Source organism: Pseudomonas sp. GD03944 (genome assembly GCF_029839275.1).
Classification (GTDB): domain Bacteria; phylum Pseudomonadota; class Gammaproteobacteria; order Pseudomonadales; family Pseudomonadaceae; genus Aquipseudomonas.
Genome location: NZ_JAOCAH010000011.1, coordinates 85,350 through 98,276 on the forward strand (window position 1 = coordinate 85,350; position 12,927 = coordinate 98,276).

The window sequence follows — 12,927 nt, forward strand, 5'->3', positions numbered from 1 at the left end:
AGATGAACGACGTCGAATTTGCGTTCAGCGCATCCGAGCGGATTGGCCGGCTGTACCGAGATGGCAAGCGCTTCAGCAGTGAAACGCCGATTCAGGCCCTCTCTTCGTTGCGCGGTCTGGCATCGGCGTTCTGCGACCTCCTGGACCGCGACCTCGAAGGCCAGAGCACTGACACGAAAATCAGGTCGCTCCACGCGCGCGGCATGCTTACGCCAGCAGCACGCAGTCATCTGCGAACCCTTCAACGCAATGGCAACCGGGCTTGCCACCCGGAAAGCTATGACTTCGAGACACATGATTTTCCGGCCATGGCCCAGGAAACGCTCATCGCAGCCCGCGGCTTGATCGAGCAATTCTTCCATTTGAGCCACCAGGACGTTCCCGAGTACGAAGTGGCTATCCTCGAGTCCGACGGCCTCAGGGACATGTGCTACAGCGCCATGATCGAAGCGACTCCTGAGGCCATGCACCAGGCGGGCATCTACTTCAAGGAGAAAGCCGATCAACTCGCCGAAAAAGACTGGTTTCAAAAAGAAGATGGCTACGGCATGGCATCCCGGGCACATATCGAGCAAGCGATGTTCTGGTTCAAACAGGGCGCGAATGATCGACACCCCGACTGCATGTACCAGTACGGCCTGTACCTGGCGAGCCATCAGGGCGATAACCAGGAGCGACGCACCGAAGGCGAGCGCCTGATTGCCCATGCCACCTCGATGGACCATGCGGATGCCTTGGTCTACGTAGCCCACGGGCATCTCACCGGCCGCGGCATCTTCGATGAAGACCTGCCGTACGCGCGGGAACTCTATGAGCAGGCGGCCAGGCAGGATCACCCGGAAGCCCTCAGCCAACTGGGGATCATTCACGCCAAGGGGATCGGCTGTGACATCGACCCGATAGCCGCCGCGCAGTACATCCAGCGCGCCGCCGAAGCCGGTTACCCCACCGCGCAATACAACCTGTTCGTGCTCTATCAGGCCGGCGCAGGCGTCGAACGCAACACCGATACGGCCGTCAAATGGCTCACCGATGCGGCCAACCAGGCGTACCCGGACGCCCTGTTCCAGTTGGGGATTCTGACTCAACAGGGGCGCATCGAGGGCCAGGGCATTTCCCAGGCCTTCAGGCTCTACGAGCGCTGCCTTGCGTTTCCCGCGTTTCAATCGCGCGCGGCGATGGTGGCGGCCGAACTGACCCTCACCACGGACGATAGCGTGACAGGCTGGGTGCGCGCGGCGCACTACCTGTTGACGGTCTACGAGGCCATCGACCGCGAGGGCGACTGTCACAACCTGAGGGATACCTGCCTGGCATATTCGGAAAAGGTGCTTGGCACGCTCCGAAGGCATATCAGCCGCTTCGGACCGGACCCGCGCCTGCAACTGAGTGACCTGTTGGTGTGCTTGCAGTTCGACGAGCGCGGCGTTCCGACCCCAGGCAAACATCTCTCCGAATTGAGTGCCCTGCTGGAGCGCGCCGCCTTTCACGACGCCACGGCCGTTAATACGCTGCTCCACCTGGCCGGTATCGAGCCCCTCAAACATCCCCACAACGCACTGGCCGCTACACGGCATCAGCCAATAATCGCCCAGGGCACGACCAGACCCGGCCGAAACGATCCCTGTTCCTGCGGCTCGGGGCAGAAATACAAGAAGTGCTGCGGAGCCTGAAACCGCGGCACCAATACCGTCTGCAGCCGCGCACGACGCGAGTCCGAACCTATTGCGCCCCCTGGCGTTCTAAGCTCTACCAAGCTGCCAAGGGGGGATTCATGGATCTGGTCGTCGCCCGTCCCGAAGGGCTCTACTGCCCGCCCGGTGATTTCTACATCGACCCATGGCGGCCGGTGGAACGGTCGATCATCACCCACGCCCATGGCGACCACGCCCGCCGTGGCAACGGCCACTACCTCGCGGCTGCTCCCGGCGAAGGCATCCTGCGTTCGCGCCTGGGCGAGGACATCCGCCTGCAGACCCTGCCGTACGGCGAGCGCCTCGAACACCACGGCGTCACCCTGAGTTTTCACCCCGCCGGGCATGTGCTCGGCTCGACCCAGGTGCGCCTGGAATACCAGGGCGAAGTCTGGGTCGCCTCCGGGGACTACAAGGTCGAGCCGGACGGCACCTGCGCCCCGTTCGAGCCGGTGCGTTGCCACACCTTCATCACCGAATCCACCTTCGGCCTGCCGATCTACCGCTGGCAGCCGCAAGCGAACATTTTCGCCGGCATCGATGCCTGGTGGCGCGACAACGCGGCTGCCGGCAAAGCCAGCGTGTTGTTCGCCTATTCCTTCGGCAAGGCGCAACGCATCCTGCATGGCATCGACGCCAGCATCGGGCCGATTCTCGTGCACGGTGCCGTCGAGCCGCTGAACGAGGTATACCGCGCCGGCGGTGTGCACCTGCCACCCACCCGGTACGCCGGCGATATCGCCAAGAACGACCCGCTGCTGCGCCAGGCGCTGATCCTCGCGCCGCCTTCGGCCGGTGGCAGCACCTGGATGCGCCGTTTCGGCGACTACAGCGACGCCTTCGCCAGCGGCTGGATGCTGCTGCGCGGCACCCGCCGGCGGCGCGGCGTGGACCGTGGTTTCGCCCTCTCCGACCACGCCGACTGGCCGGGCCTGCTGTGGGCCATCGAGCAGACCGGCGCCGAGCGGGTGATGGTCACCCACGGCCAGGTCAACGTGATGGTGCGCCACCTGCGTGAGCAGGGCCTGGACGCCCGTGCCTTCCAGACCGAATACGGCGAGGAAGACGACGTGGAGCCCACCCCATGAAGGCCTTCGCCGAACTCTACGCCCGGCTGGACGCCACCACCTCGAGCAACGCCAAGCTGCAGGCCATGCAGGACTATTTCGCCGAGGCGCCGCCGGCCGACGCCGCCTGGGCGGTGTACTTCCTGGCAGGCGGCCGGCCGCGTCAAGTCGTACCGACCCGGGTGCTGCGCGAGCTGGCCACGCAACTGGCCGGGCTGCCGGACTGGCTGTTCGAAGAGAGCTACCAGGCCGTGGGCGACCTGGCGGAAACCATCGCCCTGCTGCTGCCCGAATCGCAGCACGCCTCCGACGACGGCCTGGCCTGGTGGCTGGAAGAACAGCTGCTGCCCCTGCGCGGCCTGCCGCCCGCGGAGCTGGCCGAGCGCCTGCCGCCGCTGTGGGCGCAGCTCGACCGGCAGAGCCTGATGGTCAGCCTCAAGCTGCTCACCGGCGCCTTCCGCGTTGGTGTGTCCAAGCTGCTGGTGACCCGCGCCCTGGCCGGCCTGGCGCAGGTCGATGCCAAGCGCGTGGCGCAGCGTATGGTCGGCTACACCGACCTGTCGCACCGGCCCACGGCGCAGCGCTACCTGGCGCTGATCGCCGCCGAGTCGGATGACGAACACGCCCAGCGTGGCGGCCAGCCCTACCCGTTCTTTCTCGCCCACCCGTTGCAGGTGCCGCTGGAGCAGTTCGACGCGCAGCTGGGGCCGGCCAGCGACTGGCTGGTGGAGTGGAAGTGGGACGGCATCCGCGCGCAACTGGTGAAACGCGACGGCCGCCTGTGGCTGTGGTCCCGGGGCGAGGAGCTGATCACCGAGCGCTTCCCCGAGCTGCACGAACTGGCCGATGCCCTGCCGGACGGCACCGTACTGGATGGCGAGCTGGTGGCCTGGAAGGAACCCGCCGCCGACAGCGACACGGTGTTCGGCATCCAGCCCTTCGCCCTGCTGCAACAGCGCATCGGCCGCAAGACGTTGAGCAGGAAGCTGCTGGAAGACGTGCCCGCAGCGCTGCTGGCCTACGACCTGCTGGAGTGGCGCGGCGAAGACTGGCGTTCACGCCCCCAGGACGAGCGCCGCGAGCGCCTGGAACTGCTGGTGGCCGAGGTCGGCGATGCGCGTTTGCAGCTGTCGCCACAGCTCACCGGCAGCGACTGGGCCGACCTCGCCCGCCAGCGCGAAGCCTCCCGGCAACTGGGGGTGGAAGGCATGATGCTCAAGCGCCGCGACTCGCTGTACGGGGTGGGCCGCACCCGCGACCTGGGCCTGTGGTGGAAGTGGAAGATCGACCCGTTCAGCGTCGACGCGGTGCTGATCTACGCCCAGCGCGGCCACGGCCGCCGCGCCAGCCTGTACAGCGACTACACCTTCGCCGTATGGGACGACTCCGCACCCGGCGAGCGGGTGCTGGTGCCCTTCGCCAAGGCCTATTCCGGGCTCACCGACGAGGAGATGCGCAAGGTCGATGCGATCATCCGCAAGACCACCGTGGAGAAATTCGGCCCGGTGCGCAGCGTCACCCCGACCCTGGTGTTCGAGCTGGGCTTCGAGGGCATCGCCCTGTCCAAGCGGCACAAGAGCGGCGTGGCCGTACGCTTCCCGCGGATGCTGCGCTGGCGCACCGACAAACAGGTGGAGGACGCCGACACCCTGGCCACGCTGCAGGGCCTGCTCTGATGGACCAGCCCGTGGCCCCTGCACGCCGCAGCCGCCTGTCCAGCGCCTGGTTCGCCCAGCACGGCTGGAAGCCCTTCGCCTTTCAGAAGGAGGTCTGGCAGGCGGTGAAAGCCGGCGAGTCGGGCCTGCTGCACGCCTCCACCGGCGCCGGTAAGACCTACGCCGTGTGGTTCGCCGCCCTCGACCGCTTCGCCACGGCTTCACCGGCCGCCACAGCCAGCCCCCGGCCGAAAAAGAAACCGGCCATGGCACCGCTGACCGTGCTGTGGATCACCCCCATGCGCGCCCTGGCTGCCGACACCGCCCGCGCCCTGCAGGCGCCCCTGGATGATTTGCAGATCCCGTGGAACATCGGCCTGCGCACTGGCGACACCGGCTCTGCCGAGCGCGCCCGGCAGAGCCGCAAATTGCCCAGCGCGCTGATCACCACCCCGGAAAGCCTGACCCTGCTGCTGACCCGCGCCGATGCCCGCGAGGCCTTCGCCCACCTGCGCATGGTGGTGGTCGATGAGTGGCACGAGCTGCTCGGCAACAAGCGCGGTGTGCAGTTGCAACTGGCCCTGGCGCGGCTGCGCCTGTGGCACCCGGGGCTGCTGGTGTGGGCGCTGTCCGCCACCTTGGGCAACCTGGTCCATGCCCAGGAGGTGCTGATGCCCGCCGGGCGCCTGGTCCAGGGCAAGCTGGCCAAGGACCTGCGCATCGACAGCCTGCTGCCGCCCGGCCTCGAGCGCTTCCCTTGGGCCGGGCACCTGGGGCTGCGCATGCTGCCCCAGGTAGTGGACGAACTGGAGGCCAGCAGCACCGCGCTGGTGTTCACCAACACCCGCTCCCAGGCGGAAACCTGGTACCGCGCGCTGCTCGAAGCGCGCCCCGATTGGGCCGGGCTGCTGGCCCTGCACCACGGCTCGCTGTCGCGGGAGGTGCGCGACTGGGTCGAACTGGCGCTCAAGGAAGGCCGCTTGAAAGCAGTGGTCTGCACCTCCAGCCTGGACCTGGGCGTGGACTTCCTGCCGGTGGAGCGGGTGTTGCAGATCGGCTCGCCGAAAGGCGTTGCCCGGCTGATGCAGCGCGCCGGGCGCTCGGGCCACGCGCCGGGGCGTCCCTCCCGCGCCACCCTGGTACCGACCCACAGCCTGGAAGTGCTGGAAGCCGCCGCCGCGAAAACCGCCGTGGACGAGCGCAAGGTCGAGGGCCGGCAATCGCCGGACAAACCGCTGGATGTGCTGGTCCAGCACCTGGTGAGCATGGCCCTGGGCGGTGGTTTCCAGGCCGAGGCCATGCAGGCCGAAGTGCGCAGCGCCTGGGCCTACCGCCACCTCAGCGATGACGAATGGCAGTGGGCGCTGGCCTTCATCCGCCACGGCGGCCATTCTCTGACCGCCTACCCCGACTACCGCCGCGCCGCGCCGGACGCCAGCGGTCTGTGGCAGGTGCCCGACGCACGCCTGGCGCGGCGCCACCGCATGAGCATCGGCACCATCGTCAGCGACGCCAGCCTGGCGGTGAAGTACTGGAGCAAGGGCGGCGGTGGCGGCTCGCTGGGGAGCGTCGAGGAAGGCTTCATCGCCCGCCTGCGCCCCGGCGATGCCTTCCTGTTCGCCGGGCGCCCGCTGGAACTGGTGCGGGTGGAAAACATGACCGTCTACGTGCGCCGCGCCACCAGCCGCAAGGCGGCGATCCCGCGCTGGAACGGCGGGCGCATGCCACTCTCCAGCGAGCTGGCCGACACGATACTGGCCAAACTCGATGCCGCCGCCGAGGGCGATTACCCTGGCCCGGAGATGCAGTTGCTGCGCCCGCTGCTCGACGTGCAACAGGCCTGGTCCACCCTGCCCGGTGCCACCACCCTGCTGGCCGAAGTGATGAAGTCCCGCGAGGGCTGGCACCTGTTCCTCTACCCCTTCGCCGGCCGCTCGGTGCACCTGGGCCTCGCCAGCCTACTGGCCTGGCGCCTGGCCAAAGATCAGCCGCTGAGCGTGTCCATCGCAGTCAACGACTACGGCCTGGAACTGCTGTGCCCCAGCGAGGTGGATTTCGCCGCGCGGCTGACGCCTGCCCTGTTCAGCACCGACGAGCTGCTGCCCGACGTGCTCGCGAGCCTCAACGCCGGCGAACTGGCGCGCCGGCGCTTTCGCGAGATCGCCCGCATCGCCGGCCTGGTGTTCAGCGGCTACCCCGGCGCGCCGAAAAGCACCCGCCAGTTGCAGGCCTCCAGCGCGCTGTTCTTCGACGTGTTCAAGCAGCACGACCCAGGCAACCTGCTGCTCGGCCAGGCCCAGGAAGAAGTGCTGCGTCAGGAGCTGGACGTGCAGCGCCTGCAGCACACCCTGCAGCGCCTGCAAGCGCGGCGGCTGGACATCCGCACGGTCAAGCGCGCCACGCCGTTCGCCTTCCCGCTGCTGGTGGAGCGCTTCCGCGAAAACCTCAGCTCGGAGAAGCTCGCCGACCGCATCCGGCGCATGGTCGCCGACTTGGAAAAGGCCGCCGGGCCGGGCGGCTATCAGGAGCAAGACTTTGCCATCGACGACGAACGCCCGGTGCCACGCAAAGGCCGCACGCCGCGCCAGGGCAAGGACGGCCTGCCGCGCCCACCCGCGCAACGCCCGAAAAAACGCCGCTGACAGAGAGCGCCCATGCCCGAAACCACCCCCAGCCACCACAGCGTGCAACTGGCCGGCGCCGAACTCTGGCTACTGGCCGACAAGGCCATCTGGTGGCCGGCGCAGCGTGCCCTGTTGATCGCCGACATCCACATCGGCAAGGCGGCCGCCTACCGCGCCCTGGGCCAGCCGGTGCCCCACGGCACCACCGCCGCCAACCTACAACGGCTGGACGCCCTGCTGCAGCGCTTCGCCTGCCGCCAGCTGATCTTCCTCGGCGACTTTCTCCACGCGCCGGGCTCACGCACGCCAAGCACCCTCGCCGCCTTGGCCGACTGGCGTGAGCGGCACGCCGAGCTGGCCATCACCCTGGTGCGCGGCAACCACGACAAACGGGCCGGCGACCCGCCTGACGAGCTGCGCATCGAGGTAGTGGAAGAACCCCTGCTGCTCGGCCCCTTCGCCCTGCAGCACGAACCCCGCGCCCATGCCACGCACCATGTGCTGGCCGGCCACGTGCACCCGGCCTACGCACTGCACGGCCGGGGGCGGCAACGCCTGCGCCTGCCCTGCTTCGTGCTGGGGGATGAAGTCAGCCTGCTGCCGGCGTTCGGCAGCTTCACTGGCGCGATGACCTTTCGCGCCGAGCCCGACCAGCGCATCGTCGTCGTGGGCGATGGCGGCATTTGGCAGGTGCGTTGAGGCCTACAGGCGCTGCAGCGTGGCGTCGTCCGCCTCGCCGTCGTAGAACGCCTTCAGCACCTCGCCGAACAGCGGCTGCTGCGGGTCGGCGGCCTGGAATAGGGTCATGCTCGAACGCAACTTGAGGTCGTCCGGCGAGCCCATGATCTGCCGCACCGGGCGCCCGCGATGGGACAACACCGCACGCACGCAATCCTCCAGGCGCGGCCCCAGCAGCGGGTGCGCCAGGTAGGCCCGGGCCTCGGCAACGCCGGTGAGGCCGTAGTGCTCGGCCAGCTCGCTGCGGCCCAGGCCGCGCAACTGCGGGAACACGTACCAGATCCAGTGGCTGCGCTTGGCGCCAGCACACAGCTCATCGAGCGCCCGCTGATAATCGCGCTGCTGCGCCGCGACGAAACGCGCCAGGTCGAAGGGGTCGTTCATGACCATGATCGTTACGGACCCGACCGCTCATGGCCCATGGGCGTGGTGTCGGGCAGCGCGCCCTGCATGGCGAAATCCGGGCTGTGCACCTCGGAGTCCAGCGGCATGTGCGCATAGCGGGCCTTGTCGGCACGGGGCGCTGGCGCAGCGTCCTGCCAGGCGCGCTTGAGTTCGCAACGCCCGCTGATGCCGCGCGCCAGCAATAGGCCGCCCAGCGCGGCGCCGGCCACACCCAGCAAACCGCCGCGGTGCAGGCCCATGCCCAGCAGGGCCAGCCCCAGGCCATACGAGGCGCCACGCTCGGCGCCATTCACGTTGAAATCGGTGCGTTTTTTCATGGCAACTATTCCAGACGGTGACCAGTCAACTGACAGGCACGCCCGCCAGACGTTCCGGAGCGCCGGACAGCCGGCCACGCCAGATGTCAGGCCACGCGCGCCCTTCAGCCCTATTCACCTGAAGCCTCCAACTGGAGTCCCCAACCTGGAGTTCCCATGCAACGTCGCGAATTCGTTTTTGCCACCACCGCCATCGGCGCCGCCGGGCTCGCCCTCGGCAGCCTTGCCCAGGCCCAGGGTAACGCGGGCGGTGCCGCCGCCGGCAGCGCGTCGGGCACCCCCGGCACCCTGCCGATGAACCACGGCAAGCACCCGCGCTACCGGCCGCCCTACCGCTTCGGCTACGGCACTGCCATCGCCCTGGGCAACATGCGCCGCCCCATCAGCAACGTGCAGGCCCAGGCCCTGCTGCAGGCCGCCTGGGAGGCCGGCATCCGTTACTACGACACCTCGCCCTGGTACGGCCTGGGCGTGAGCGAGCGGCGCACCGGCCACCTGCTGGCCGACCACGGGCGCACCCAATTCGAACTCTCCTCCAAGACCGGCCGCCTGCTGCACGCCGACCCCGGCTATTCGCACCCGGACTGGCAAACCGAAGGTTTCGGCTACACCTACGACTACACCGCCGCCGGCACCCGCCGCTCGGTGGAAGACAGCCTGCAGCGCCTGGGCGTGTCGAGCCTGGACCTGGTGTTCATCCACGACCTCTCGCCCGACAACGCCGACCTCGGCGACGGCTGGAAGGAACGCTTCGACATCGCCGTCAAAGGCGCCATGCCGGAACTGGTGAAAATGCGTGAAGAGGGCCTGATCAAAGGCTGGGGCATGGGCGTCAACACCCTGGAACCGACACTGGGCGCCATCGAAGCCTCCGACCCGGACGTCATCCTCCAGGCCTGCCAGTACTCGCTGCTACAACATGACGACGCCGTGGAACGCCTGCTGCCGGTGTGCCGCGAGCGCAACGTCTCGCTGGTGATCGGCGCCCCGCTCAACTCCGGCTACCTGGCCGGCAACGACTACTTCAACTACAGCAAGGACATCCCCGCCGGTATGGCCGAAAAACGCCAGCGCGCCCAGGCCCTGGCCAAGGAGCACGGCACCGACCTGCGCACCGCCGCCCTGCACTTCTGCAACGCCCCGGACGTGGTCGCCGCCATCATCCCCGGCGGCAGCACCGCCGAGCAGATCCGCCAGAACGTCGCTTCCATGGCCGCCACCGTGCCCGCTGAATTCTGGACCGCCGCCGAAGAACAAGGCCTGATCCACCCGGATGCGCCGGTGCCGAAACAGGGCTAGCCCGCTGGCGTGAACGCCCGGCGCGATCATCGCGCCAGGCAAATACCCTCACTCGGAGCGAGACACCTCCAGCCCCTCGATACACGAACGCACCGTGGCCTTGGCCATCTCCACCAGGTAGGTGCAGGCATGGCCCACCTGCTCACGGTTCGGGTCGCCCGGCTCACTCAGCCGCAGCGTCAGCCCCTCCGCCACATCCAGCAAGCAATACACACTGTCCAACGCATCCGCCAACGGCACATCGGGCTGCACGGCGAAGAGGGGTTGTCGGGCGGTATTGCAGGGGTAGAAGGGAATTTGGGTGGTGCGGGGATGGGGTAGCGGGGTTTGATGATCCGTCATCGGTAGCTCCTTTTACTAAAAAGAAGCGCCAGCTCTGGCTCGGCGCTTGTGCGCCAACTTGAAATCGACCGGCCAAGGTCGGCCGCTGAATGTGCAGCGACGGTGGGGACTATAGGTGGGGAGGGATTGGTTGTGCAAGGTGCGTGGGGCGCATGCCTGAATTGGCCTCCAGCTCAGGGGAGATCAACGGCAGGCGTCTGCCAGAAGCCCGCGGCCGCGACCGGCTGCAATCGGCCAGAAGCAGACAGTCGCCAATTGCTGCAATCAGCCATGGACAGGCATTTATGGGAGGCAGCTACTCGGTTTTGATCGTTTTAGAGGACGATATCAGAAGCTTAGTGGCAATCCGCCACACAGATGCTTTAATCGGGTTGCAGCACGTTAGATCACCTCAAGATCAGAGCTCAAGGAGAGAGGTATGCCCATCGTATTCATTCATGGCGTGAACAATCGTGTTGAGGACAAGGATTACGAATCTGGGATCGACATCAAGCGAGAGTATTTCCGAAGCACTTTCGCTCCCCGAGTGGGAATGTCGCCCCCAGCACAACATGTGATGTTTCCCTACTGGGGAGGGCAAGGCGTTAAATTCCGATGGAACCAGGCGTCATTGCCACGTGATGATGTTGCACTGGGTACAAATGATGCTGTGCTCGAACTCTGGCTCGGAGAAGTGAGACTCCAGAAAGGAGGCAAAGCGCTCAGCCTTGGAGAGATCAGTCGTAAAGAGGGATTCGTCTCCGCAGTAGATCTGTTCTGGGACGTTGCTTCAATTGCCACGTCCACTAACCGCGCCCGAGAAATCGCCAAATATTACGAAGCATCGCTGCAATATGCCGAAGACCACCCAGCTCCGGTATGGGCGCTTGCTACCCCTTCCTTGGACAATGATGCATTCGCCCAAAAGCTTCTTGAGGTTGTAACGCCCTATCTCCAGAAAAATGCAGCCGCTCCAACGGTCGTGGCCTTGGGAATCGGTGACTGGTTAACTTCAGCGCGAGAAGCAATACGTCGGCTTGGAAGTGCTCCTGGCGATGCCATTGGCACTGTAGCGGCCAAGTTAGGACGAAAATCAATCCATGAAAGCGCGTCTAGGTTTCTCGGTGACATCTTCATTTACTTGACCACGCGTGATCAGGCAGGTCCATCTAGCATCTTGGCGGACGTCCTAGCGAAGCTTCAGGAAGCGCATAATGCGAAAACCCAGGGGGACGATAAACTTGTAGTGGTTGGCCACAGTTTAGGAGGCTTGCTTGCATATGATGCGCTTACCCACTACTTACCTGATATCAAGGTAGATTACTTCATCACTGTCGGCTCTCAAGTGGCCTTGTTCGAGGAGATGACCCTCTGTAAGGCCAGCCAACCTAATGTACCCAAAAATCCTCCCGGTGACCGCCTACCCAAGCCTCCAAATGTTGGACGTTGGATCAACGTGTATGACTCGAATGACGTGTTCTCCTTTCGGGCGGGTAGTGTGTTCCTCGATGCCGAGGACTACAAATTCGATACGGGCTACGGCCTGCTCGGTGCTCACGGTGGCTACTTTTTAAGCCCCAGCTTCTACAAGCGACTTGCTAAGAGGGTCATGGAGTAGGCATGGGTATTGTTTTCGAATCCCAGGTATTTAAGGACGACCCCGGGGTAACTGCGACGCATGTTCTGCTCGTGGGATGCGGTGAGTACCCTGGTCTCGCCGCGGCAAAAAATGGACTGCACCCACTGACTCCCCCGCGCCTTTCGGTAGAGGCCATGGCCAACTGGTTTCTTTCCGGACGTGACGCAATGCCTGCAGGCCGGGAGCAGCCTCCCGAGAAAGCATTCTACAATCCACATGCCCCACTGGGGTCTCTTGCCATACTTGCGTCCCCAGCAGGGAGCTACACCTTACCTTCGGGAGAGGTTATAGCCTGCACTAGGCCAACCCTTGCAAATCTGAAAGCAGCCACTCACAAATGGCTGGAGCGGCTGGGTGAAAACCCCAATAGCAGAGGGATTTTCTATTTCTGCGGTCATGGGCTGAGCGACGGTACTGTCCAGCATTTGGTAGCAGATGACGTGATGGAGATTGAGTATGACCCCTGGGGGCCACTCTTTCATGTTTCGAACACCTGCCAAGCTGCCATTCGGGCGACCCCTGCGACACTGGCCTTCTGGATTGACGCCTGTATGGAGTTCAATGAACAACTCCTCAATAACATCGGTGCACCTCAATCACTTATCCATGGAACCCGCTCGGGCCCACCCAAGACCAAGGATTGGTCGCTAATCGGCGCCACGACTATGAACAGGAAGGCCTATGCCCCCGAGCGCGGAGTGGCGCGCTTCACGGAAGCCTTGCTGCGTGCTCTACAAGGACATTGTGGTACGCAATGTGGAATGGCTCAGGATTACAGTGTTGGGGCGAGCGACCTACGTACCGCAACAGCAGAGTTTCTCGACTTGTTGCAGCAAGGCATGGAGGGTGAGCCCCAGGCACTCGGAGGTTTTCAAGGAGATGGTCCTGGGAGTACCGCGCTTCATATTTTGCCCAACAGTCCACGAGTCCATGTCGAAATGGATATTGATCCACCGGGTTATAGAGTGCTCGCTTCCGCCTACATGGAAAATCTGGCCAATCCACGGGAGCTAAAGAAACTCGGCGACGGACCAGCACGGTTCCTGAAGGAACGAGGCGAGTGGACCTATGGGGCTCTATTCAATCAGGATCGATTCCCTGACCAGACCCATCGCAGATTGCTGACATCAGCCGTCCTTCGCTGGCAATTCAAAGTGCCGGAGTAAGT

11 protein-coding genes are annotated in these 12,927 nt (G+C 65.3%); 8 read left to right on the plus strand and 3 right to left on the minus strand.

Annotation, left to right across the window (positions count from 1 at the left end):
• Window positions 1-2 precede the first annotated feature (2 nt).
• The 5 genes from N5C28_RS17305 to pdeM all read left to right on the plus strand — a co-directional run bounded on the left by N5C28_RS17305 (window position 3) and on the right by pdeM (window position 7,739).
• Window positions 3-1,673 carry an SEC-C metal-binding domain-containing protein gene (locus tag N5C28_RS17305; protein WP_279824279.1) on the plus strand — a complete coding sequence of 557 codons (1,671 nt, stop codon included), beginning with the start codon at window positions 3-5 and terminating at the stop codon, window positions 1,671-1,673.
• Window positions 1,674-1,774: 101 nt separating this feature from the next.
• A complete protein-coding gene (locus N5C28_RS17310) occupies window positions 1,775-2,782 on the plus strand; it encodes a ligase-associated DNA damage response exonuclease (RefSeq protein WP_279824280.1) in 1,008 nt (335 codons plus the stop codon).
• A complete protein-coding gene (locus N5C28_RS17315; protein WP_279824281.1) occupies window positions 2,779-4,437 on the plus strand; it encodes an ATP-dependent DNA ligase in 1,659 nt (552 codons plus the stop codon). Before N5C28_RS17310 ends, N5C28_RS17315 begins: the two co-directional genes overlap by 4 nt.
• The gene (locus tag N5C28_RS17320) at window positions 4,437-7,058 is read left to right on the plus strand and encodes a ligase-associated DNA damage response DEXH box helicase (RefSeq protein ID WP_279824282.1); all 2,622 of its coding nucleotides are present in this window, start codon (window positions 4,437-4,439) and stop codon (window positions 7,056-7,058) included. The genes N5C28_RS17315 and N5C28_RS17320 overlap by 1 nt, the downstream gene beginning before the upstream one ends.
• Before the next feature lie 12 nt (window positions 7,059-7,070).
• Window positions 7,071-7,739: a ligase-associated DNA damage response endonuclease PdeM gene (pdeM, locus tag N5C28_RS17325; RefSeq protein ID WP_279824283.1), complete on the plus strand. Its 669-nt coding sequence runs from the start codon at window positions 7,071-7,073 to the stop codon at window positions 7,737-7,739.
• 3 nt (window positions 7,740-7,742) lie between these two features.
• Here the strand turns inward: pdeM and N5C28_RS17330 are convergent, their stop codons facing one another.
• Both N5C28_RS17330 and N5C28_RS17335 read right to left on the minus strand, forming a co-directional pair.
• Window positions 7,743-8,162 carry a DUF1810 domain-containing protein gene (locus N5C28_RS17330; RefSeq protein WP_279824285.1) on the minus strand — a complete coding sequence of 140 codons (420 nt, stop codon included), beginning with the start codon at window positions 8,160-8,162 and terminating at the stop codon, window positions 7,743-7,745.
• 11 nt (window positions 8,163-8,173) lie between these two features.
• On the minus strand, window positions 8,174-8,500 hold the full coding sequence (locus N5C28_RS17335; protein ID WP_279824287.1) for a YgaP-like transmembrane domain: 327 nt from the start codon (window positions 8,498-8,500) through the stop codon (window positions 8,174-8,176).
• Window positions 8,501-8,656: 156 nt separating this feature from the next.
• Here N5C28_RS17335 and N5C28_RS17340 point away from each other — a divergent pair, with 156 nt between their 5' ends.
• Complete coding sequence (locus tag N5C28_RS17340) at window positions 8,657-9,799, plus strand: aldo/keto reductase (protein ID WP_279824290.1); 1,143 nt, start codon at window positions 8,657-8,659, stop codon at window positions 9,797-9,799.
• A gap of 48 nt (window positions 9,800-9,847) precedes the next feature.
• On the opposite strand, the gene N5C28_RS17345 is transcribed toward N5C28_RS17340, so the two are convergent.
• Complete coding sequence (locus tag N5C28_RS17345) at window positions 9,848-10,141, minus strand: DUF3077 domain-containing protein (protein WP_279824291.1); 294 nt, start codon at window positions 10,139-10,141, stop codon at window positions 9,848-9,850.
• Between the two features lie 418 nt (window positions 10,142-10,559).
• Between N5C28_RS17345 and N5C28_RS17350 the strand changes: the two genes are divergently transcribed.
• On the plus strand, window positions 10,560-11,738 hold the full coding sequence (locus N5C28_RS17350; protein WP_279824293.1) for a hypothetical protein: 1,179 nt from the start codon (window positions 10,560-10,562) through the stop codon (window positions 11,736-11,738).
• Between the two features lie 2 nt (window positions 11,739-11,740).
• Window positions 11,741-12,925, plus strand: a complete 1,185-nt coding sequence (locus tag N5C28_RS17355) for a caspase family protein (RefSeq protein WP_279824296.1) — start codon at window positions 11,741-11,743, stop codon at window positions 12,923-12,925.
• Window positions 12,926-12,927 lie beyond the last annotated feature (2 nt).

Bases quoted from the DNA above. Each gene is read 5' to 3' on its own strand.
- N5C28_RS17330 (WP_279824285.1), bottom strand. From the start codon at position 8,162: ATGAACGACCCCTTCGACCTGGCGCGTTTCGTCGCGGCGCAGCAGCGC.
- N5C28_RS17340 (WP_279824290.1), top strand. From the start codon at position 8,657: ATGCAACGTCGCGAATTCGTTTTTGCCACCACCGCCATCGGCGCCGCC.
- N5C28_RS17345 (WP_279824291.1), bottom strand. From the start codon at position 10,141: ATGACGGATCATCAAACCCCGCTACCCCATCCCCGCACCACCCAAATT.
- N5C28_RS17350 (WP_279824293.1), top strand. From the start codon at position 10,560: ATGCCCATCGTATTCATTCATGGCGTGAACAATCGTGTTGAGGACAAG.
- N5C28_RS17355 (WP_279824296.1), top strand. From the start codon at position 11,741: ATGGGTATTGTTTTCGAATCCCAGGTATTTAAGGACGACCCCGGGGTA.
- N5C28_RS17315 (WP_279824281.1), top strand. From the start codon at position 2,779: ATGAAGGCCTTCGCCGAACTCTACGCCCGGCTGGACGCCACCACCTCG.
- pdeM (WP_279824283.1), top strand. From the start codon at position 7,071: ATGCCCGAAACCACCCCCAGCCACCACAGCGTGCAACTGGCCGGCGCC.
- N5C28_RS17310 (WP_279824280.1), top strand. From the start codon at position 1,775: ATGGATCTGGTCGTCGCCCGTCCCGAAGGGCTCTACTGCCCGCCCGGT.
- N5C28_RS17335 (WP_279824287.1), bottom strand. From the start codon at position 8,500: ATGAAAAAACGCACCGATTTCAACGTGAATGGCGCCGAGCGTGGCGCC.
- N5C28_RS17305 (WP_279824279.1), top strand. From the start codon at position 3: ATGAACGACGTCGAATTTGCGTTCAGCGCATCCGAGCGGATTGGCCGG.
- N5C28_RS17320 (WP_279824282.1), top strand. From the start codon at position 4,437: ATGGACCAGCCCGTGGCCCCTGCACGCCGCAGCCGCCTGTCCAGCGCC.